A 20732-nucleotide genomic window follows, 5' to 3' on the forward strand; every position below is an offset into this window, starting at 1 on the left:
GAAGTTTTGGACAAAAAATTGATTACGTTTCCAACAGGAGACCTGAAAGAGAGAGAAAAGGATAAAGAAGTTACCCCTGGCTCAAAAGATTTTTGTCAACTGTAGTATACAGGGAACATTTTAGATAAACAAGTTTTTTCTGGGGAAAGTACCCTTTTTAGGCCATAAAACAGGGCAATAAGTACGTACCATCCCTATGTTTTATATCACATCCTGCCAGTAGACACCATCGATAGCCTCATCACGATTATAGTAGTAATGCAAACGCACAGCAAGAACATTGGTTGCCCCTTCTCTTTTCCATACCCCCACATCCATTCTCTGGTTTATGGTTCGCATCAGCCGTTCTGCCCTTGAGGTTGTTCTTGGCAAACCATCTTCACTGTCACAGGCGAACATGTCTTTTTGAGCACGAAGAAGATAATAAAAACAATGTTTGCGCCCTTTTTCGTGAAATAAGTCAAGAAGATTCTGAATATGCTGTCTGCGCTCGCTTTGATAACCAAGTCTTGTTTGCCAGTCATTTTTGTAACCCAAGAAACAGGCTTTCCCTGTTTCAGCGACAATATTTGTCCACTCAGAAGAACGATATCTCACTCTATCAAGACGAAGAAAATACTTCAATTGATAACTTACATGCCACAAACATCGTTGAAAAACGATACCGGGATGTTTGCCCTGGTTAATCCCTGTATCTCCATCGACAACAAGAAAAAACCGAGAAAAAGAGTGTTTTTCTTGAATGGGCTTAAGAAGTTTGTCCCAACCTGCATGGTAATTATCCACAAGAAGGCCTGCTATTCTTGTATTTTTTCCTGTCAATGGGGAGGCTTGTTGCCTCTCCTGCAAAAGAATTTTAGCTTCTTCTCCTTTTTTCTTGCCCTGAACAGGAATACCCGTCCCATCGGCTTCTCCACAGGGTTTTTCTTTTTCTGAGATACTGAAATGTATCTTTCTCCCAATATTTTGAAGGTTTTTCCAGAGGGTGCTAAGACCTATTTTATACCCTGTGAAGGAAAGAATACGAGCGGCCACTCGATAGGTGGTAAGAGCCCCGGCTAAAGCCACTCTGTAGATATCTTTCAGGATTTGCCTTTTTCGCTTTTCTACACCAAGAAGAGATCTTGTGAGAAAAAGTTTTCTTCCACACTTTTTGCATTGAATTTGGAGCTGAGGAAGAGTGATCTTTCCAAAGGGCATCAGAACAAAAACAGTGTTTTTTCCATGCTTTGTTTTCCATATGAAGTGATGTTTTTCTCCGCATGTACAGGTGATACGACCTTCTTTTATTTCTTTTTCTGCCACTTCTACAGAAATCTGATGAACAAATGACTCAAACACTCCTTTGATGGCCTGGAGAAAAACCACCACTAACGTCTCAAGTTTTGTGTCAGGGTAGTCGATAGTCAAAGTGAAGGTGAATTCTTTACGCATGGGTTCCTCCTTGTGTCCTATTATCGGCCAGGGAGGAACTTTTTTTTGCTTTTCCTCATCTTCCCACTGCAGGTCTCCTGAAAAAAACGTTACCGAATTTTTTTCGTTTAGCGGTGATTGATGGTGTGTGGACAGGTGGGGCGGGTTTTTCTTCGTTTTGGTGTGTTGGACATCCGGAGTATCTTGATTGGTATACTCATCTTTCGACGTCTTCTTCTCGGAGTGGTATTGATGCGGCATGGGGGGAGGTAAATGGGGTGGTAGATAGTTATAAGGAGCTTCAAGAGTACTGGTATCGGCCGTTGAGTGGACAGTTCTGATCGTTTTGGAATGGGAATTCTTTTTATCATTCCCCTCTTGACTTTTTTCTCATGGTGTTTTATAATAGAGATGAAAGTTTATCAAATAAACTAAAAAGGAGGCTTTATGGCAGTGTGTCTTGAGATGAGAGGGCTCAGAAAGGTGTACAAAAAGGGTGAGATTGATGTAGAGGCTCTCCGGGGTATTGATCTTGTGATAGACAAAGGGGAGTTTATTTCTATTATGGGACCATCAGGGAGTGGGAAAACCACTCTTCTCAATATCATTGGTTGTTTAGATGTACCAACCGCTGGAGAAGTCATTTATGATGGGAAGCCCCTTCATCATCTCAAAGAAAATGAGCTTTCCGACTATCGCAAGAATAATATAGGTTTTATCTTTCAGTCTTATAATTTGATTCCTGTGTTGACTGTTCTGGAAAATGTGGAGCTTCCTATGGTGATTGACAAAAGGCTTTCTGCTCAGGAGAGGACACAGAGGGCTATGGAACTCATCGAAAGGGTGGGTTTGAAAGGAATGGAACATCGTTATCCCAGGGAGCTTTCTGGAGGGCAGGAGCAGCGTGTAGCCATTGCCAGAGCTCTTGTGAAGCGTCCCCTTGTGGTTCTGGCTGATGAGCCCACGGCAAACTTAGACTCCAAAACAGCAGAGGAGATTATTGAGATTATGCGACAGATGAATGAGGTGGAGGGGACAACCTTTATTTTCTCCACTCATGATCCCCGTGTGGAAAAGCACGCGAGGCGAATTATTCTTCTTCAGGATGGAAGGATAGCCAGTGATGAAAGAAAGTAAAGTAATTTTTATCATGGCTCTTCGTAATCTCTTTCGTCATAAGCGTCGAACAATTCTCACCTTGGTGACTATTGCCGTAGGGGTGGCTGTGTTTCTCTGGGCGGATGGGATTTATAGGGGAATGCATCGCCAGATGGCGGAGAACCTTGTTCGTTATGCTGAAGGGACAATATTTCTTACCACTCAGGAGTATGCGGACCATGAACAAGCTTTTCCTCTTCGTTATTTTCTTGAAGAGCCTGAGGTTTTGGGAAAACGTGTACGTGGTTTTCGAGGTGTTGAGGGTGCGGTGTTTCGTGTTCCTTTTGTGATGGAAGTTCTCTATGGGGAGAAATCTTTTCATGGGATTGGATATGTTATTGACTTTCAGAAAGATAGAGAGGTTTCTGATTTGCCCAAAGCCATGGTGAAGGGAGAATATCTCCAGGGTATGGGTAACGAAGTTTTATTGGGAGTGGATCTTGCTCGTGGGCTTGGGGTTGATGTTGGGGATGAGGTGATGGTGGTGGTTCAGACTAAATATGGGACGCTCAATGCGCTTTCTTTGATGGTAAAAGGCATCTATCGTACCACTCATCCTGCTCTTGATGAATCGACAATCTATATTTCTTATGAAACGGCAAAGGAGCTTCTTGCGATAGAACCTGAAGAGGCTCTTTCTCTCCATATCAGGATACACTGGCCAAAGGGAGAAAGTGTTGAGCATTACACCAAACGGATAGAAAAAATAAAAGATGAGATGGTTCCGTTGTTGTCCGGTTATCGGGTTCAGTCGTTTTCTGAAAAGTATGCGGAGGTCTTTGCCTTGATGAAAGCGGATGAGAGTTTTATGTATATTATGCTGGGGGTGATTTTTCTCATTTCGGCTGTAGGGATTACGAACACTATTCTGATGGCTATTCATGAGCGGATGAAGGAGATAGGGGTGATGAGGGCTATGGGATTTCGGCCACGAGAGATCCGGCTTTTGTTTACTCTTGAGGGGACAATGGTGGGGATAATGGGAGCCCTTATTGGCATAGTTTTGGGAGCGCTTCTCAATGCTTATCAGGTCTATGTGGGTTATGACATGCAGGCTATGGGGTTTGGAGATGTGTCGGGAAGTGATTTTGGTTTTCCTGTATGGGGCGTTATCTACGGGGATTGGAATCCCATTGCCTTTGTGATAGCTTTTGTCTTTGCCGTGAGCATGTCCACGGTAGCGGCTTTTTTCCCTTCACGTCATGCGACACGGCTATCTGTAACCGAGTGTCTTCGTTTTGTATAATATTAAGAAGGAGGGCTGTATGCTTTTTCGTATAGCCTTGAGGAATATTTTGAGGCATAAAAGACGTACTTTTCTCACCATTCTCACGATGGGATTTGGGCTCATGTTGTATATTTTTGGAGATTCTCTTTTTACCGGGATTGATAGAATGATGGTAGAGAATATGGTGTCTTTCACCGATGGTTCCATCACTATAACATCAAAAGAGTATGCCGAGAATGAAAAGTCCTATTCGCTTCGTTATCCCTTGCAGGACGTGGAAAGTCTTCTTTCCCGTATAAAAACTCATCCAGAGGTGGAAGGGGTTTCGCTTCGGGTGCCTTTTCTCACTGAATTGGTCGTAGGGGATAAGTCCTTCCATGTGATAGGCTATGGGATTGATCCTGCAAGTGATAAAAAGGCGTTTGATCTTGATGAGAAGGTGATAAAGGGGCGGTTTTTAGAGGATAATCCCGACGAGGTCATGATTGGTCGAGATCTTGCTAAGGACTTAGGTGTCGATGTGGGTGATACGGTGACGCTTATTGCTCAGACAAAGTATGAGACGGCCAACGCATGGGATTTCACGGTAGTGGGTATTCTCAAGACAACGAGTCCACAAATAGATGAAAGTGGGGTGTTTATTTCCTCTCGTGGTGGTGAGGCTCTCCTTGATACAGGCAAAGAATGGATAACCATGCACGTTCGTGTGAGATGGCCAAAGGGGGAACCGATTGCCGTGTATCAGAAGAAGGTAAAAAGAGTAGCACAGGAAATTGAGAAGACTCTCTCTGGTTATAGCGTGAAAACCTTTGTGGATCAGTATGCCGATATGATGGCGCTTTTACAACAAAAGAAAGGGACGATTGTTCTGATGACATTTCTGCTTCTGGTGATTGCCGGAGTAGGGATTGTAAACACTATTCTCATGGCCGTGTACGAACGAATGAAGGAGATTGGGGTTATGCGGGCTATGGGATTTACTCCAAAACAGATTCAGAGGATTTTTCTGATGGAAGGGGGGATTCTCGGGATATTGGGCGGGTGTCTTGGACTCTTGATGGGCACGGCTGTCAATCTCTGGCTCGTTTATGGGGGATACAATATTGAGGCTATTTTTGGGAGTGAAGCGGTAAAAGGAAGTGATTTCGGGTTTCCGGTATGGGGGGTTTTTTATGGGGAATGGCACCTTGAGGCGTATGTGGTAGCCTTTTTCTTTGCGTTTCTGACAGCCCTTGTGTCGGCCGCTATTCCTGCTCGTCAGGCTGGAAAGCTTCAGGTGACCGAATGTCTCAAGTATGTGTAAGGAGGAAACTATGCTATTCAAAATGGCTCTTCGTAATATCAGAAGAAACAGGCGCCGCTCTTTTCTTGCCGTTCTTTCCGTGACACTGGCTCTTGCCCTTGTGGTTGTTTTGCAGGGGCTTGTGGAGGGTATGGTGGATAACATGATCAGGAATGGGACCAAAAATGATTCAGGGCATATTCGCCTGACGGCAAAAGCCTATGCAGAGAACATTCGCTATTATCCTGTTCAGTATCTGGTTCCTGAACCGGAGAAGCTCCGGGAGAAACTTCTCTCTCATCCAAAGTGGTCAAAGGAGATAGATCTGGTGACCTTTCGTATTCGCTTTCCGGTGCTTCTTCAGTATGATGGGAATAATAAAGCTGCTTTTGGATTTGGGGGAGACTATCGTATCGAAAAGGATCTTTTGCTTCTCGAAAAGGCTATCGTAAATGGTAGCTATCTCTCCGGACAGGTGTTGGAAAGGGAGGGCCATAAGTATCGGGAGGTCATCATAGGAAAGAAGATGGCAGAGATTCTGAAGATTAAGGTAGGAGATACTTTCTCGGTGATGCTTCAGGGGTCTGATTATGGCATACGGATTCCCAGATTTTTCGTTGTGGGTATTTTCCAGACAGGTCTTAATATGATGGATGAAAATATCTTTCAGATGGACATCAAGGATGCTATGGATATTCTTCGAACGGATGGCGGGGTGCAGGAGGTTTTAGTGTTTCTGAAAGATTACAAGAAAGCCCCTGCTTTAGCGAAAGAGATACAATCCTGGTTAGAAAGCCAGGAGGAGTGGAGAGAGGTGGTGGCTATTCCCTGGAACCGGGCTGGGGGGATTGTCAGTATGATGGAACAGATTTTGCCCATCTATAATCTTATCTATTTTGTGGTAACATTTTTAGGAATGATTATTATCACCAATATTATGATGATGATTGTTCTTGAGAGACGACGGGAGATCGGGATTCTCAAAGCCATGGGACTTAAACCACGAGAGGTTCTGATACTTTTTCTTTATGAAGGACTGATGTTAGGGATGATAGGGAGTGTCATAGGGGTTTTGATGGGTGTTCTCATTAGCTGGCCGCTCAGTATTTGGGGAATAGATTTTTCTTCTTCTCTTTCCAATATGAATCTGCCACTTGATTCTGTGATTCGCTGGAAGATAACCGCCAAAAGTGTGATAGGCTCTCTGGTACTTGGGCTTGTAGTGGCGACAGTAGTCTCATTGTTGCCTTCGCGGTTGGCGGCACGGATGAAGCCAGTGGATGCTATTCGAAGCGTATAGAAGGGAGGACAATATGAAATATAGACTGGGTATTTTTCTTTTCTTTGTGGTTTCTTTTGGTTTTGCACTGACGGGAGAGGAGATTTTGAGAGAAGTGGATAAGCGTGTCAATTTTGGTTCGGCTATTATCACTATGCGGATGGAGATTTATCTTCCCAATCAACCTGTACGACTCAAACGCCTGAAATCATGGATCAAAAATGACAATGCCTATGTGGAGTTTCTCAACAAAGAGGATAGAAACACGCGATATCTCAAACTGAAAAAACAGATGTGGGTGTATGATGGGGAGGAGAACAATACCTTTCTCATTTCGGGGCATATGCTCAAACAGGGTATGATGGGAAGTGATGTGTCCTATGAGGATGCCCTTGAAGCGGATGAGGTATATGAGAAGTACAGTATTCAGCTTTTAGGTGAAGAAAAATACCAGGGATATGAGTGTTATGTCGTAGAACTAACCGCCAAGGTGAAAGAAGTGACCTACTACAGGAGAAAGATGTGGGTGGACAAGGCTACTTTTGTCCCCCTTCGGGAGGAGCGCTATGCGCCTTCTGGGAAACTTCTCAAGGTCCAGGAGGCATCGGAGATACGACAGATTGGAGGAAGATGGTTTGCTACGGTTACCACTGTTTCGGATCAACTCAAAAAGAACACCAAAACGGTGGTGGTGGTAGAAGAGGCTTCTTTTGAGGTTTCGGTAAGTGATACCTATTTTACAAGGCGCCATCTGGAGCGGTAGTATGCGATGGTTTTTTCTCTTTCTTTTTGTGGTTGGTCTCTGCTGGGCTGAAGAGGGACTTTCCGTTGGGGGGTGGGTTCGTGGAGGGGCGGGAACGGCCGTGATAGTAGCCAGTAATGGGCAGTTTTCCAACTGGACGTATGGGGGTGAGACGGTGTGGAGACTCTCTGTGCTCAATCGGGATACTGATTATGGTCGTTTTGAGGCTTCAGGGGATATGGCTGTTCTCTCTGGAGCTATGACAAATATGGCGACTTCTTCTTTACGATGGCAGATAGGAGAAGAAACACTTCTGGTAGCTGATGTACGTAAGTTCAGTGTGATGGTGAAGCCTTTTTGGGGAGATGTAATCATTGGCAGGCAGTTGGTGCGATGGGGAGAGGGGGTTATCTTTTCTCCAATGGATTTTTTTGCAAAGCTTGATGTGATGGATGTAAACCTTTCTCGGTTAGGGGTTGATGCTCTTCGGGTGAAAATTCCTGTTGGACAGCTCGGTTTTGTAGAGAGTATAGGGATGATCCACTCTTCCTGGACAAATTCTACCGCCGGCATACGGCTTGGGAGTGAAGTAGCTTCCTGGTATGCGACAGGCGCCTGTTTCTATCGGGGAAAAGAAAAGGAATGGATAGGAGGCATATCTGTCAAGGGGGATCTGGGACTCACCTGGTATGGAGAGGTTGTGTATCACCACGCTACCAACGACAAAGCATCCTTTTGGCAGGGTATGATTGGGGCCGACTATTCTTTTGGCAAAAAGTGGGTGTTTCGGGCAGAGTCTATGATGCATACGCTTGAAAGAACCAACTTTTCTCTTTTGGAACAGTACAGTCTTGCCGTCTATCCTTTTCTTTCTCGTTATTATGCCTCTTTTCAGCTTGTGGTGATGCCAAGTATCATAGACACCTTGTCTTTGATGGTCGTAGCCAACCTGGATGATAAAGAAGAAAATCTCTGGGAAAAAGGTCAATGGTGGATAGTAAGTTATACCCGAAATCTCTATCAAAATGTGAATCTCTTTCTCTGGTTTCGTTATTTCACGGATATCAGTGCTCTCACTTCGGAACGCTACGGACTTTTCTCAGGTATGGTGTCAGTAGAGGTGAAATACTAGAGGGGAACTTGGTATTTTTGAGAGAGGACTCTCACGCAGAGAACGTATAATTACGCCTGATGTTTGAAAAGTGAAAATATTGATTTCTTACTTTTTTTCTTTTATAATAGATAATTATATCTATTGTGGGAAAGAATTGTGAGAAAGAAAATTGTTTTTTTTCTTTTTTTGTTTTTTTCTTTTTCCTTCTCTCTTGAAAATCAGAGACTTATTATTGAGAAACCTCTTTCTGTTTCTGAAGAGAAATATCCACAAGAAGAAAATGTTTCTTTCATGGTCCATGAGGGAATTTTTCGTAGGCTTTTGATATTACCTCATTGGAAGGTTGAAAAAGAAGGGGTAGGGAGAGGTTATAGGTTGGAGATGAGGATGAGGTTCATAGGACCAGTTTCTCGTCCTCGTTGTCAATGGTTTTTTCTTTTGAAAGATGAGAATAATTTTTCTCTTTATAGTACCAATATGGAAAGCGATATCAAATACGAATTATTTGATATTATGGACATAATATCGGAAGAGGTTGCTCATGTTCTCGGAAGAGATATTTCTGAGCGGGGACTTTTGATTATCCAGATCCCTCCTTCTTTGGGAATAGGGGGAAGAGTAAAACTTCAGGATAATGTTCTTTTCACTATTACTCATGGAGAAGGTTCTGAGGAAAGGGTTTTTCTTCTGGCCAATCAGGTGTATACGCTGGTATGGGAAGATCGTTTTGGGAAAGTATTATATAAGACAAAGGTTAAAATTCAAAGAGGAGAAGAGAAAATTGTTCGTTTTGATTCAAGATCTTCTCCACGAGAAGTTGGCATGGGTGTTGGTTTGTATGCCATTGGACCTTTGAAGAATACAGCGTTGCGGGAAGAGGCAAAGATAGTTTCTCTTGATTCTCGATACTGGATCACCAAAAACCGGTGGTTATTTGATCTTTCTTTACGATTTATGCTTCTTTCCTATTGGCAAACAGAGGAAAGTTCTACCGTAACCACAGGGACGCAAATGAATGCCTTGATTTCTGAAGTATTGGTAGGGACCTCCTTTTTTCAAAGGGTTATAGGCGACTCTTTTTTCTTGCGGTTTCGTGTGATGACAGGGGGCGGACTGTATGGAAAAAATCTTCATTTGAATACCCTGATGTATGCGGGTGGTGTAGTTATGGGAAAAAAATCCTTTTTATGTCTGGATGTGATAGGGGTAGAGACGTCTTTTCCTGCTTATTTTCATGATAATGCTTTTGTCTCTCTAGGCATGTCAATTTCTTTTGGGATTTTCTTTTGAGGCAAAAAACAGTGTACTTCGAGAGTTTGGAGAGAAATCCTTTCTTCTCTTCTTCTTTGAAACAATTTTTTATGGAGAAAAAAGAAATTTTTTGCTCTTATTATCCAATTGATTTGATGAGACCTTTGCACGAATGTGCAAAGGTCTCAAAAAAGTAATAAAGAAACAAAAATTAGTATCAAAATATTCCGTGATGTAATAAATAAACCAATTTTTTTGAATAAAAAAGACAAACCGGCCCTTGTAAACAGAAAAATCGGGGGAGAGGGGCGTACCCCCTGACCCAGACAGGCAAAGAAAACATCCGTGCAAGGGTCTCTTGATTATAAATATTGATTATCCTGCATCCGTGGAAATAACCTTTGTCCGTGGCTAAAAAAAGAAAATTCCCCCTCATAACCTCAAAAAAGGGGAAAAAAGAGAAATGAGAACCTCAAAACAAAGAGATTTTCTCTAAGAATGAATACAAAGAACAGGCTAAAAGTGCAAAATAATGCTTTTTAAGAGGGCAAAAGACAATATGCTCCCTTCCCAAAAAACTGGGATAAACGAGTATTCAGACAAAAGGCAAAAACACTCCTCAGGTTGGTGAAACAACCGTTTCCCAGAAGATAAGAGAAAAAGTCCACTTGCGGGAAAGTTGAACCATCTTCTTTCCACCCTTTTTCACAAACCTTATAGCTAAATATATCAGATCCTGAATAATAGTGCGAATTCTCAGTCGATACAAACCTCGACTTTCAGGAGGATAATGCCCAAAAGAAGAAAGTCCTATCAGTTTCAAAATATTGAACGTCAAAATGGCTAAAACAAGCACCGTGTGATTCGTTTCAAACTTTCCGCTTGGAAATCGCTCAAGTCCCATGTCTGTCTTAAATTCCGAATGAAATTGTTCACTGGTAGCATGCCCACGATAGAGTTTTATCACCTCCTCCACGTCCGCTATCGAACTCCAGTACCCAGAAAATTCCACCTCAGGAAAAAGAAGGACTTTCCCATCAGGGTCAATTTCTCTCAGTACAACTTCATACACAAGATACAAACCATCTCTTACGGAAATACTATCCCTGTACACGGTTTTTCCATCCCTTGGTTTTTTACATATAGCCGTTTGGGAACTTCGTGCCATTTCGACATATGTGAACAGGTCTTCCTGACGGGGATTTTTCTTGATGATAAAATCTACACCTTCCGCCTGACACAAAAGAATAATCTCATCACTGTCTGCGGCGCTATCCATGCGCACCAAAATCCTTGCCTCTTTTTTCTGTTTTTGCTTAAGGATGTGCTTTGCCTTCTGAATAGCCTCCCGGATAAACTTTCCCCCATCACAAAGCATATGGGCAGATCCTTTCCGAAGCTCCCCATGAATACAAAAACCTTCTTTTTCTCCAAGATAGGCAAAGATAGGAGAATATCCGTAAACCCCTGTGTAAGTTCGACTTACCCCTTCTTTCTTCGTTTCCGAATTATCAAACGGAGAAGTGTCAATGTCGAGAGGAACAAACGTTCTTTTCTGAGAAGAAGGTCCCTCCTCAACGTAGAAACTTATTCTTCCTTTCTTTGCAACTAAATGGTTATTTTCTTCTAAAATAACCTTTCTAAAGGCGTCGTCTTTCTCATCTAAACGCTGCCTGAGAATCTCTTCAGAAGGTGGTTCTTTTCGCTCAAAAAATGAACTAAAAAATTCACTTCCTCGTAAAGTTTCAATTTCACAAAAGTGTGGTTTTGCCATAGCGAGCAAAAACGTCATCCCAACCACAATATCCATATCTGAAAACTGTTCGTGCTTCTTTCGTTTGAGCCTTTCAGCTAATTTTGTTTCATACCGAAGAAGATGATAAAAAAGGCTTATCCCCCCTCCTGGAATTATTTCATCATCCACAAGTTCTATCTCATATTCCCCAAGCTTTCCTTTCATATCTGCACCCATTGAACTTATTTCATTATATTATAAACAAATATGCCGAAAAACTCAAGAATTTCACGGATGCAGGGATTATGATATCGTAATATAAGGTTTATACTTGTCTTGACTTTTTTCTTTCTTTCTCTTATAATATTATGGAATGTGCGAAGGTCTCAAAAAAGTGATAAGAAAACAAAAAATAGTATAAAAATATTTCTTCTCGTAATCAATAATCCTATTTTTTGAATAAAAAAGACAAATAAGCCCCTGTAAACAGAAAAAACGGGGTTTCAGGGGCGTAGCCCCTGACCCAGAAAGGGCAAGAAAGCACCCGTGCAAGGGTCTCATTATGTTTTTTGGGAGGTTAAAATATGCGTAATTGTATTTTTGTATTATTGTTCATGTCTGTAGTCTTTTCCTATGCTGTTGGGAATCGAAGCCTTGTCGTGAAAACCCCTGTGGCTCTTTCCAATGAAACCTATCCTCAGGAAGGAATTGTCTCTTTTTTGCTGGAAGAAGGGATTTATTATCGATTGGCTGTGATGCCAGGATGGCAGGTAGGTCGGGGTAATTATGCGAATGCCGCTCGTTTGGCGGTGGAGACAATGATGGATTTTGAAGGTTCAGTACGTCGCCCAGATGTTCGACTCAGATTTGTTTTGAAAAATGAAAAAAACAAACCGATCTATACTACGAATATTTATAGTGATACGCAGTATGGTCTTGTTGAGGTAATAAATAGCGTTTCTACAGAGATAGCAAATGCCTTGGGAGTTGATATTTCTGAAAGAGGTATATTAAAGGTTCGTGTGATTCCTTATTATGCTGTCGGAGGAAAAATTAAGATTCAGGGGAATGTGTTAGGGAATATCACTAATAAAGATGGCTTTGAAGAAGAATATGAACTTGTAGCAGGAGAAGAATATGAACTGCTTCTTGAAGATAAAAATGGAAAAGGACTTCTGTCTAACAAGGTGATAGTAGCCAAAGGTGAGAAGAAGAGTCTTCTTCTGACTCCTTTCAATGATAGGGTGATGATGGGCTATGGATTCGCTTCTTTTTCTCCATGGGGAGATGTGTATGGGGAAAAAGGAGGAGCTGGTTTTGTGGACACGGTTTACTTTCTTTTTCCACGAAAATGGTCGGTCGATTATGTGATGAGAATAGCTTTCGTCGAGACACCTTTCGTGGAGGTGTTTGTAGGAACCGGATGGTATCAATCGATTATAGAAGAAATTCTCTTTGCTCGTGCAAGGTTTCTCACGGGGATAGGAATGCAAAGTGGAGAGACAAGATGGAATGTTATCGCAACGGTTGGACTGATGGGAAAATGGCGTCATTTTGTCGTAGGAGGAGACTGGGGGATTGGCTATAATATCCCTCGCTACTTTCGGCAGGATGTTGCGTTTTCTACTATACAGGGCTGGGTAGGATTTTATTTTTAGTTCTGGCTTGAGTTAAATGAGACAAGCGTTGAAGCAAAACGAGCCAGTAGAATAAACGAAAAAGTTTGACAAAACTCCCCCTGTACGATGTGGCAGGGGGAGTTTTATTTTATAAGGCTATTGTAAAATTCCACGCTCTTGGAGTGGAGATATCGTCTTTTATCAAAGAGATACTGAAGTTTGGCAAGCAAAACCTGAAGGCACCCTTCTTTAAGGTCCGCTTCACAAGTGGCAAGAAGAGTTTTTTGATGAACTAGCTTTCGATTGGGGTCAAGATAGTCTGAAACGTAAACAATCCATCCTAAAGGTCCATAATCGGGATGTCCCGTACTGTGGTGGGCAATAACAAAGAGGATTTCCTCGTCCTGAATATTATACTCCTGCCTGGCAAGATAGGCACTCAGCTTGGCATGAACAACGCCTTCGGCTTTCATGTCCTCTGGTGAGAGAAGGTTATAGGTGAGAGCAAGAGATTTTTGCTTTTCAAGTGGATAGGCTTTGCCAATATCATGAAGAAGAATGGCCTGATAGACCCTTTCTTCGTCGATACGATGAAGATGAGCAAGGTGCAGGGCAATCTCCAGGGCACCCACAGTATGTTGCCATCTTTCCTCTGATAAGCGAGAGGAGATCTCCTTTTCCCATTTTTTGTTTCTTTCCATATCCTTATTCTCCTGGCCAGAGGCTCATAGACAGATTGGTGGAGAGGTAATTGGTTATCCCATCACTGATGGCAAGAGAGAGACTTTCTGTGGACAAAAGACGTCTTTCCAAGGGAATGGCTAAATTTCTTTTTTCCCCTGGGGAGAGAAGAGGAATAGTGTAGGTATAGAGAAAAGTATTGGTTTCTGTGGGGAGACGAATCTCTACGGAGAGATTGGTAGCGGTGCTTTCACCCATATTGGAGAGTTCAAGCATGGGATACACGACAAGAACAGAATTAGTGCAGATCATCTCCTTCAGAGTTCCGTTTTCGGTAGGATTCATATTTGTTTGTATTGTCATCACAAGCCGTTTGTAAAGAGAAGGAGATATGGTGAGTAATGGGGGAAGGTATCCTCTGGTGGGCAGGTTTCTTGAGAAGACTAAGGTGCGGGAAAGAGTAGGAGAGGAAACCATAATTTCAAGGCTTGTTTCCCCATCTTCTACGGTTTCTTTCGTGTTGAGCCACAAAAGGATATTGGTTGAAGACTGACGGGGAAGAGAAAGAAATTCGAGGCTGAGAGGAGAGAGATAGCTCTTTGTATCACGAAGAGAGAGGGTGGCTTGTTTGAGAGGGCCCAAGCCTTCATTGGAAATGGTGAGAAGAAGGGTTGTTTGCATAAGAGGACGAAGCACATTGGTATTCCCTATGAGAGTGGCTCCAAGGATGAGAGAAGGTGGACGGTTTGACCATACACGAAAACTCACCGTTTGCCATTCCGACGCACGGCGTGAATCCATATCCACCGCTCTGACACGAAAGACAATTTCTCCATCGGCAGGAGGAGAGAAAGCGATGACTTCACTCTGCCAAAAGGCCGAACTACCTATTCCAACCATCTGGGAAGAAAGATTGGTGTTGAGAGAAATCCATCGATTGGTGAGTCCTGAAAACTCGAGAACAGTAGAGGAAGCCGTACCCTGTCCTTCATTTTTCACTGTAAAAAGAAGCGTCCCTTTTTCCTCTGCAAGAAGAATATTGGAAAAGGACAACGAAGGCTGAACCTGGAGGGTAAGCCTCGGACGATTGGCTATATTTTGATAGGTCTGGGGGTTGGAGAGGGCTTCAATATAGGCTTGTTTGTTGATCTTGAGGGCAATGTCAAGAGCGGTAGCCCCTGCAGGGATACCCATGGAGGGTTTGGTGGTTTTGGCGTCCAGATCAGCATCGGCGTAGATGAGGTATTTTACCCCCATTTCAAACTGGTAATAGGTGTAATAATGAAGGGGAGTCCATCCAAAATAATCGGTGGCGTTGATGTTGGCGTTTTGCTGGATGAGGTATTTGACGATGTCAAGATTTTTGCTATAGGCGGCAAAATGAAGGGGAGTGGCTCCGTTTTTTTCTCGTGCCTCTATATCAGCTCCCTTGTAGAGGAGATAGGCGACAATTTTCAAGTCGCCCGCAATAACCGCCCAGTGAAGGGGGGTTCTTTTGTTCACATCGCGGTAAAAAAGAGACGCCTTTTTGTTTTCTATGGCATTTTGTACGGCTTCGAAGTTTTTCTGAGAGATGGCCAGGAGAAGTTCTCGGTTGGGATCTCCGTAGCCCCAAATGACAAGGCCAAAGAGGAAAAAGCTGACAATGACATATCTATTCATAGGGTTTCTATATCCTTTCCATTCAATGATATATTATGAAGAGAATGGGGCAAAAAAGCAAATTTTCAAGCAGGAGAAGAATGGGAGAAAAGAAAGTAAACTCCACCAAAGCCTTGTTTTTATTTCTCCTGTTGAAGAAGTTGTCGTCTTTCTGGGCTGTAACTCCGGGTATTGATAAACGCTTCTTTTTTCTGGTGATAGAGAACGGCTTTTGTTTGATCCTTTTCACTCCAGGCTCGATAGAGGTCAAGTTCAAACCAGTCCGTATCTTCTACAGAATAAAAGACATGGAGAATTTTGAGAGTCTGGAGATAATTTTCCGCGGCTAAAAACTGGCCTTCCTTGAGTTCTATCTGAAACAGTTCATAGAGGCTCAGTTCATAGAGATCGAAAACAGGATATTCGTTTACAAGTTTGAGAAGAATTTGTTTTGCCTTTGAGTTATTGTTCTCAGACTGATACGTTTTTGCACATTGATAAAGAGAAGGAGGGATAAAGAGGCTTTCAGGATAGTCAGCAATAAGTTTTTCAAAGGTTTGAATGGCAAGCTCATTTTTTTTCTGGCTGAGGAGATCCATCGCTTCATCATAAAGGGCTTTGTCTCGACCTAAATAACCAGCTTTTTTGACGATAAAAGTGGAAGATTGTTTTTGAAAGTTTTTCTCTTCGAAATAAAAATAGAGACTCACCCCGCCACTGACGGCTGCCAAGGTATATCCCCACAGGGCAAGGTTGTCATAAAACATACTTGCCTGCATTCTTTTCACTGCTTCTTCGTAGGAGGTGGCGGAGATGAAGTTTTCGTATTCTATGCCGCCCATGATCAGGCCGGTGGTGCCTGCTATGAGCCCCGCACAGGTGAACCCCAAGGAAAAGTAGAGCCACGGCTTATGGGGGTTGATTCGTTCGATACGGAGGGTATTGGTCTCTACCTGAAAGTGATAGAAGCCTGTGGCTAAGTTTTCGACTTCTGAAGCCTGGAAGACCTTGTTCTGGATGATAAGGCTTTCCTGACCTGGAAAACTTACGTGAAAGCTCTCCTTCTGAAGGGTATAGACAAGATTGGTCACTTTTCCAGAGAGACGAAGGCTCGTTCGAACCCCTCGATAACCAGGCTTGGCAAGGGTGAGGGTAAAAGAAGAGGGCACATTGGTAAGAACACAGGGGGTTTTGCCTATCGCTTTCTCACCGACAAAAACATCCGCTCCTAAAGGATCAGAGAGAACAAAGACCCATGACCAGGAGAAAGAGGCACAGAAAAGCCCTATGAATACCCACCATTTCATAAAAACCTCCGTTTATAGTATAACTGGAAAAAGAAAATTTTACAACACTTGAGTTTTTCCCCCTATTTATACGATGATTAAAGGAGAAAACGGAAATTTTCAGGGGTCTTTGTGAACGTAAAACAGAGTTTTTATTCTTCTTTGACGGATGAAGAGTTACTCTCTCTTGTGATGCGGGACAAGAGTGCGGAAAAAGAGTTTTACAAGCGATATCGGTATCGTATTGAGAGGTGGATAAAAACTCTTGCTTTCTGGGATAAGGAAGACCTTGTGCAGGAGGGACTGATTGCTATTTCTGAGGCTGTCAAAAATTATCGTCCTGAGAAGAATACCCGTTTTATTACCTATGCCAAGGTATGTGTATGGAATCATTTGATGAGTTACCTTCGGAAGTTTTCGTCTCAAGAGGGTACCATGGATCCTGATATTCTGGCTGAGATGGCTGAGGAAACCCTTTCGATGGAAGAAAAAACAGAAGAGAAGCTCCTCTGGCAGGATTTTCTTTCTTTGCTTTCTCCCATAGAGAAGAAGGTGGTCATCAAGCGTTTTGTAGAAAGAAAAAGTTATCTTGATATTGCCTCAGAACTTGCCATTTCTCCAAAAAAGGTGGATAATATTCTCTATAAAATTCGCCATGAACTCAAGACCTATCTTGAAAAATAGGAGGAAAAGATGAAACTCAATCTCAAGGCACTCGCTTTGAGTGCGGCTTTGTTAGTGGGTGGGGTTACCTTTCTGATGGGGATATGGTTTGTGGCTACAGGATATGGAACACCTGTATTTGAAAAACTCTCTCAGGTGGCTTCTTTGTATTCGGTTTTTGTGAGCTTTAGCTATGATCCATTGCTCTCTTTTGTAAAAAATCTGCAAAATAATGTGGTTTCTCTTCTTGCCCTTACTTTTCTCTCTGCTCTGGATGCAGGGCTTCTTGCCTGGCTTTTTGGCTTACTGTATAATACCTTTTTGCCAAAGAATGCGAAGGGGGAGAAATGAGAAGGGTTTTAGCCTGGTTTTCCCGGCAATGGATTGGGCTGAAACGTTTTTTTCGCTTTTTAGGAGGAATTTTTGCGCTTATTGTGTATTCGTTTCGCAATTATCTCTTTGACAAAAAGGGTCGGGATCAGGTAAACGCCGTGATCGTTATGCAGACCTATTTTACAGGGGTGATGGCCATCAAGATTATCAGTGTGGTGGCTTTAGCCTTGGGGGCTATCACTATTCTTCAAGGGTTTACCCAGCTTTCGCGGGTGGGGGCACTCGATTTTGTGGGAAAGCTTCTCAACATTGTGATTGTACGGGAACTTGGTCCAGTGCTTACCGCTTTTATTGTGCTCAGTCGTTCGGGAACGGCTATAGCCGCTGAGATTGGAACCATGATGGTGAACGATGAGGTCAATGCCCTTGAGATGCAGGGTATTGATACCTTGAAGTTTATTGTTTTTCCCCGTATTGTCGGGATGGTGGTTTCTCTTGTTCTTCTCAATATCTACTTCAGCACGTTAGCTCTTGTGGGAGGGTTTGTGGTAGCCAATGTGGTGGGGGGTATTTCGTATGAGCTTTTCTTTGAGTATGTGTTTAATAGTATTACGTTGATGGATATTTTGGCCAGTTTCTTGAAATGTGCGCTTTTTGGGATGTTTATCGCGGTGGTTTCTGTGTTTCATGGGTTTCAGGCTTTTGTGAGTACACAGATCCCTCAGGTAACGACAGCGGCAGTAATGAGTTCGATTACCATGCTCTTTGTACTGGATGCGATTCTCACCGTGATATTCTATATTTGAGAGGACAACGATGGGGAATATCTATATCAAAAACCTCTCGCTCGTGCTGGGTGAGGCGATAGTTTTACAGGAGATTGAAGAGTTTATTCCTTCGGGGACAGTGTATTATCTTTTGGGAAAATCTGGTAGTGGAAAATCTTCTCTTCTCAAAACGATTGCAGGGCTTCAATTAGTTCAGAAGGGAGAGGTGATCGTGGGGGGCAAGAATATACTTCAGTTTAATCAAAAAGAGATGCTTGCCTATCATTGTCAGTGTGGGTTTGTTTTTCAGAATGCTGCGCTTATCAGCAATATGAGTATAGAGGATAACCTTACACTTTTTTTTCGATACAACCAGAATCTCTCTTTCAAGGAGGCCATGAAGCGAATTATGCCCTATGTGGAAATGTTTCAACTCCAGCAGGAACTCAAACTCAGGCCAGCAGCTCTCAGTATGGGGGAGAAGATGCTTGTCAATATTATTCGTGCCATTATGCATGATCCGGAGTATATTTTCTGGGACAATCCTTTGGCTAACCTCGATCCGGTTTCCAAGCGAAAGGTGAAAAGCCTCTTTCAGGAATTGAAAGAGAAAGGAAAGACTATGATACTTGTGAGTGATGACGTGGGTTTTGGTATGTCTGTCGCTTCACGTGTGGGTTACCTTGAGAATGGTCGTTTGCTTTTTAGTGGTACACCACAGGAGGCGAGACAGTGTACCGTGGAGGGACTTCAGTCCCTCTGTCATCAGGAATAAGGAGGGTGTATGCCGTTTACCTTTAAATCAGCTCAGAAAGCCGTAGCGGTGTTTCTCTTTGTGGGGCTTTTTTTCCTGCTTACGGTGGTTATCCTTATTTTGCGGGGAAGTGATGTTTTGCAGCAAAAGGTGCGGTATTATACTATTCTCAATGAGGCCTATGGTTTGACCAGCGGAATGCCTGTAAAATACAAAGGAATTACTGTGGGCAAAATTAAAAAACTTGCGCTCACCTCGGATAGGAAAGTATCGCTTGATTTTTATATCCTGAAGGATTACAAAGAACTTGTCCAGGAGAATACGGTTTTGAAGGTTCAGACCTCTCTTTTGGGAGCGGCTTCTCTTATTCTCGTGCTTCCCCAGGTGGATAGTCAGTTGCTACCCCCTGAAAGCCTTGTGCTTTCTATGGATATGCCAAAAGGACAGGAAGTCCTGCAACTGATTGCCCAACAACAGCCTTCAAAGGATGACCTCACCGCCAAGGTGAAGGATGTGTTAGATGGGGTGATAGAACTCAAGCCAACCATTCAGGGTATTCTCTTGAACTTGCAGAATACCACTGGAGAACTTAACCTCATTGTTCGAGGCCTTCGTACGGGTGAATCAACGGTGACTTCTGATAGGGTACTTGCTTCCTTGGCTAACCTTGAAACCATCACCAAAAATCTCAAAGACCTCACCACGATGCTTCGTTCAGAGAATAACACGGTGGGAGCCCTTCTTCAAGATAAGAAACAACTCTACACTCGATTGGAGAATATTTTGGCTTCTGTGGATAAAAGTCTTCAGAGTCTTGCTACGGTGAGTGGGAAACTTGAGGGGACTCCTGATGATGTGAAACAACTCACGTCTCTTCTCAAGGATAACCTCATTGAACTTCGTGCTGTGCTTCAGAGCCTGCGAGGTATCTTGGGGAGTAGTTCTTCCTCACCATCCCTGAAACAAGGAGAGAGAAAATGAGAGAAAAGATAGCTATTTTTCTTTTGCTTGTGGTTGTGGGGTGTAGCCGAAATCCCACGCTTCGGAATGAGGTGAAAAAGGGAATTGAAAGATCGTCTTCGGCGGGAATCACGGCTTTTCGTCGGCAGGAGTACGAGGCAGCCAGGACCTTTTTTGAGGAAGCCCTGAAACAATCGTATCAGCTCTACTTGCCGTCGGAAATGGTGAAACAATATGCCAATTTAGCCGAGGTCTCTCTTCGTTTGAATCAGGAAGAGATGGCAGATAACTATCTCCGGGAAGGAGAAAAGGTTGCATCTCGTGAAAATATCCGTTCGTTTGATCTCCTTCTGGTACGGGCACGCTACTTTCAGAGACGAGGAGACAGACAAATGGCAAAACAGTCCTATGAGACCATGCTTCTCTATGCCAGGACAAAGATAGAAAAAGTACTGGGCAGAATTCATTATGCGGATTTCTATCTCGAAGAGGGAAACCTGAGTGAAGCCCGGCGGGTACTTGAAGGGGCAGGTTTTTCCCTCTGGTTCTTCTCGGATTATGATGTGCTTGGGCTTTATCACTATTATCTTGGGCTTGTGGCAAAAGGTGAAAAGAATTATGAAAAGGCCCTTCAGGCTTTTCAAAAGGCTCTGGCCTACGATCAAAAGGCAGAAAACCTCGAGGGGATACGAAAGGATCTTTCTCAACTTGCCGAGGTTTATCGTCTGAAAGGGGATGAACCGAAGGCGGTGTATTATGAGGAACTTCTGAGATTTTCTCTTGACAAAAAAGAGGTTTCTCGATAAGATAGAAGAGACAAGGAGGT

20 protein-coding genes are annotated in these 20732 nt (G+C 43.0%); 15 read left to right on the top strand and 5 right to left on the bottom strand.

Going from position 1 to position 20732, the window contains the following annotated elements:
• Positions 1-201: 201 nt before the first annotated feature.
• Positions 202-1434, bottom strand: a complete 1233-nt coding sequence (locus BREVNS_RS09780) for a hypothetical protein (RefSeq protein ID WP_483426599.1) — start codon at positions 1432-1434, stop codon at positions 202-204.
• A gap of 125 nt (positions 1435-1559) precedes the next feature.
• On the opposite strand from BREVNS_RS09780, the gene BREVNS_RS09785 reads away from it, so the two are divergent.
• The 8 genes from BREVNS_RS09785 to BREVNS_RS09820 all read left to right on the top strand — a co-directional run bounded on the left by BREVNS_RS09785 (position 1560) and on the right by BREVNS_RS09820 (position 9506).
• Positions 1560-1754, top strand: coding sequence for a hypothetical protein (locus BREVNS_RS09785; RefSeq protein WP_483426824.1), 195 nt, complete (start codon positions 1560-1562; stop codon positions 1752-1754).
• A gap of 106 nt (positions 1755-1860) precedes the next feature.
• Positions 1861-2550 carry an ABC transporter ATP-binding protein gene (locus BREVNS_RS09790; RefSeq protein ID WP_483426825.1) on the top strand — a complete coding sequence of 230 codons (690 nt, stop codon included), beginning with the start codon at positions 1861-1863 and terminating at the stop codon, positions 2548-2550.
• On the top strand, positions 2537-3817 hold the full coding sequence (locus BREVNS_RS09795; protein ID WP_483426826.1) for an ABC transporter permease: 1281 nt from the start codon (positions 2537-2539) through the stop codon (positions 3815-3817). Before BREVNS_RS09790 ends, BREVNS_RS09795 begins: the two co-directional genes overlap by 14 nt.
• A gap of 19 nt (positions 3818-3836) precedes the next feature.
• Positions 3837-5102 carry an ABC transporter permease gene (locus tag BREVNS_RS09800; protein WP_483426827.1) on the top strand — a complete coding sequence of 422 codons (1266 nt, stop codon included), beginning with the start codon at positions 3837-3839 and terminating at the stop codon, positions 5100-5102.
• A 10-nt stretch (positions 5103-5112) separates the two neighbouring features.
• The gene (locus BREVNS_RS09805) at positions 5113-6381 is read left to right on the top strand and encodes an ABC transporter permease (RefSeq protein WP_483426828.1); all 1269 of its coding nucleotides are present in this window, start codon (positions 5113-5115) and stop codon (positions 6379-6381) included.
• 13 nt (positions 6382-6394) lie between these two features.
• Positions 6395-7123 (top strand): outer membrane lipoprotein-sorting protein, encoded by a 729-nt coding sequence (locus tag BREVNS_RS09810; RefSeq protein ID WP_483426829.1) that lies wholly within the window; start codon positions 6395-6397, stop codon positions 7121-7123.
• A gap of 1 nt (position 7124) precedes the next feature.
• Positions 7125-8234, top strand: coding sequence for a hypothetical protein (locus BREVNS_RS09815; RefSeq protein WP_483426830.1), 1110 nt, complete (start codon positions 7125-7127; stop codon positions 8232-8234).
• A 369-nt stretch (positions 8235-8603) separates the two neighbouring features.
• Positions 8604-9506 carry a hypothetical protein gene (locus BREVNS_RS09820; RefSeq protein ID WP_483426831.1) on the top strand — a complete coding sequence of 301 codons (903 nt, stop codon included), beginning with the start codon at positions 8604-8606 and terminating at the stop codon, positions 9504-9506.
• 580 nt (positions 9507-10086) lie between these two features.
• Here the strand turns inward: BREVNS_RS09820 and BREVNS_RS09825 are convergent.
• A complete protein-coding gene (locus BREVNS_RS09825; protein WP_483426832.1) occupies positions 10087-11427 on the bottom strand; it encodes an IS1380 family transposase in 1341 nt (446 codons plus the stop codon).
• A 359-nt stretch (positions 11428-11786) separates the two neighbouring features.
• On the opposite strand from BREVNS_RS09825, the gene BREVNS_RS09830 reads away from it, so the two are divergent.
• The gene (locus BREVNS_RS09830; RefSeq protein ID WP_483426833.1) at positions 11787-12860 is read left to right on the top strand and encodes a hypothetical protein; all 1074 of its coding nucleotides are present in this window, start codon (positions 11787-11789) and stop codon (positions 12858-12860) included.
• Positions 12861-12964: 104 nt separating this feature from the next.
• On the opposite strand, the gene yqeK is transcribed toward BREVNS_RS09830, so the two are convergent.
• The 3 genes from yqeK to BREVNS_RS09845 form a co-directional block, all read right to left on the bottom strand.
• Positions 12965-13522, bottom strand: coding sequence for a bis(5'-nucleosyl)-tetraphosphatase (symmetrical) YqeK (gene yqeK / locus BREVNS_RS09835; RefSeq protein WP_483426834.1), 558 nt, complete (start codon positions 13520-13522; stop codon positions 12965-12967).
• Between the two features lie 4 nt (positions 13523-13526).
• Positions 13527-15164, bottom strand: a complete 1638-nt coding sequence (locus BREVNS_RS09840; RefSeq protein ID WP_483426835.1) for an ankyrin repeat domain-containing protein — start codon at positions 15162-15164, stop codon at positions 13527-13529.
• A gap of 119 nt (positions 15165-15283) precedes the next feature.
• On the bottom strand, positions 15284-16450 hold the full coding sequence (locus BREVNS_RS09845; protein ID WP_483426836.1) for a PEGA domain-containing protein: 1167 nt from the start codon (positions 16448-16450) through the stop codon (positions 15284-15286).
• 111 nt (positions 16451-16561) lie between these two features.
• Here BREVNS_RS09845 and BREVNS_RS09850 point away from each other — a divergent pair, with 111 nt between their 5' ends.
• The 6 genes from BREVNS_RS09850 to BREVNS_RS09875 are packed head-to-tail and all read left to right on the top strand — an operon-like array spanning position 16562 to position 20712.
• On the top strand, positions 16562-17113 hold the full coding sequence (locus BREVNS_RS09850) for a sigma-70 family RNA polymerase sigma factor (protein ID WP_483426837.1): 552 nt from the start codon (positions 16562-16564) through the stop codon (positions 17111-17113).
• 9 nt (positions 17114-17122) lie between these two features.
• Positions 17123-17443 (top strand): hypothetical protein, encoded by a 321-nt coding sequence (locus BREVNS_RS09855; protein ID WP_483426838.1) that lies wholly within the window; start codon positions 17123-17125, stop codon positions 17441-17443.
• On the top strand, positions 17440-18231 hold the full coding sequence (locus BREVNS_RS09860) for an MlaE family ABC transporter permease (protein ID WP_483426839.1): 792 nt from the start codon (positions 17440-17442) through the stop codon (positions 18229-18231). The genes BREVNS_RS09855 and BREVNS_RS09860 overlap by 4 nt, the downstream gene beginning before the upstream one ends.
• 10 nt (positions 18232-18241) lie before the next feature.
• Positions 18242-18967, top strand: a complete 726-nt coding sequence (locus BREVNS_RS09865; RefSeq protein WP_483426840.1) for an ATP-binding cassette domain-containing protein — start codon at positions 18242-18244, stop codon at positions 18965-18967.
• 9 nt (positions 18968-18976) lie between these two features.
• Positions 18977-19927, top strand: a complete 951-nt coding sequence (locus BREVNS_RS09870; RefSeq protein WP_483426841.1) for an MlaD family protein — start codon at positions 18977-18979, stop codon at positions 19925-19927.
• Entirely contained in the window at positions 19924-20712 is a 789-nt protein-coding gene (locus BREVNS_RS09875) for a tetratricopeptide repeat protein (RefSeq protein ID WP_483426842.1), read from the top strand. The genes BREVNS_RS09870 and BREVNS_RS09875 overlap by 4 nt, the downstream gene beginning before the upstream one ends.
• Positions 20713-20732: the final 20 nt, after the last annotated feature.

The sequence above is a fragment of the Longinema margulisiae genome (genome assembly GCF_025266855.1).
In the GTDB taxonomy this organism is placed as follows: domain Bacteria; phylum Spirochaetota; class Brevinematia; order Brevinematales; family Thermospiraceae; genus Thermospira.

Bases quoted from the DNA above. Each gene is read 5' to 3' on its own strand.
- BREVNS_RS09780 (WP_483426599.1), bottom strand. From the start codon at position 1,434: ATGCGTAAAGAATTCACCTTCACTTTGACTATCGACTACCCTGACACA.
- BREVNS_RS09790 (WP_483426825.1), top strand. From the start codon at position 1,861: ATGGCAGTGTGTCTTGAGATGAGAGGGCTCAGAAAGGTGTACAAAAAG.
- BREVNS_RS09795 (WP_483426826.1), top strand. From the start codon at position 2,537: ATGAAAGAAAGTAAAGTAATTTTTATCATGGCTCTTCGTAATCTCTTT.
- BREVNS_RS09800 (WP_483426827.1), top strand. From the start codon at position 3,837: ATGCTTTTTCGTATAGCCTTGAGGAATATTTTGAGGCATAAAAGACGT.
- BREVNS_RS09805 (WP_483426828.1), top strand. From the start codon at position 5,113: ATGCTATTCAAAATGGCTCTTCGTAATATCAGAAGAAACAGGCGCCGC.
- BREVNS_RS09810 (WP_483426829.1), top strand. From the start codon at position 6,395: ATGAAATATAGACTGGGTATTTTTCTTTTCTTTGTGGTTTCTTTTGGT.
- BREVNS_RS09815 (WP_483426830.1), top strand. From the start codon at position 7,125: ATGCGATGGTTTTTTCTCTTTCTTTTTGTGGTTGGTCTCTGCTGGGCT.
- BREVNS_RS09820 (WP_483426831.1), top strand. From the start codon at position 8,604: ATGAGGTTCATAGGACCAGTTTCTCGTCCTCGTTGTCAATGGTTTTTT.
- BREVNS_RS09825 (WP_483426832.1), bottom strand. From the start codon at position 11,427: ATGAAAGGAAAGCTTGGGGAATATGAGATAGAACTTGTGGATGATGAA.
- BREVNS_RS09830 (WP_483426833.1), top strand. From the start codon at position 11,787: ATGCGTAATTGTATTTTTGTATTATTGTTCATGTCTGTAGTCTTTTCC.
- yqeK (WP_483426834.1), bottom strand. From the start codon at position 13,522: ATGGAAAGAAACAAAAAATGGGAAAAGGAGATCTCCTCTCGCTTATCA.
- BREVNS_RS09840 (WP_483426835.1), bottom strand. From the start codon at position 15,164: ATGAATAGATATGTCATTGTCAGCTTTTTCCTCTTTGGCCTTGTCATT.
- BREVNS_RS09845 (WP_483426836.1), bottom strand. From the start codon at position 16,450: ATGAAATGGTGGGTATTCATAGGGCTTTTCTGTGCCTCTTTCTCCTGG.
- BREVNS_RS09855 (WP_483426838.1), top strand. From the start codon at position 17,123: ATGAAACTCAATCTCAAGGCACTCGCTTTGAGTGCGGCTTTGTTAGTG.
- BREVNS_RS09860 (WP_483426839.1), top strand. From the start codon at position 17,440: ATGAGAAGGGTTTTAGCCTGGTTTTCCCGGCAATGGATTGGGCTGAAA.
- BREVNS_RS09865 (WP_483426840.1), top strand. From the start codon at position 18,242: ATGGGGAATATCTATATCAAAAACCTCTCGCTCGTGCTGGGTGAGGCG.
- BREVNS_RS09870 (WP_483426841.1), top strand. From the start codon at position 18,977: ATGCCGTTTACCTTTAAATCAGCTCAGAAAGCCGTAGCGGTGTTTCTC.
- BREVNS_RS09875 (WP_483426842.1), top strand. From the start codon at position 19,924: ATGAGAGAAAAGATAGCTATTTTTCTTTTGCTTGTGGTTGTGGGGTGT.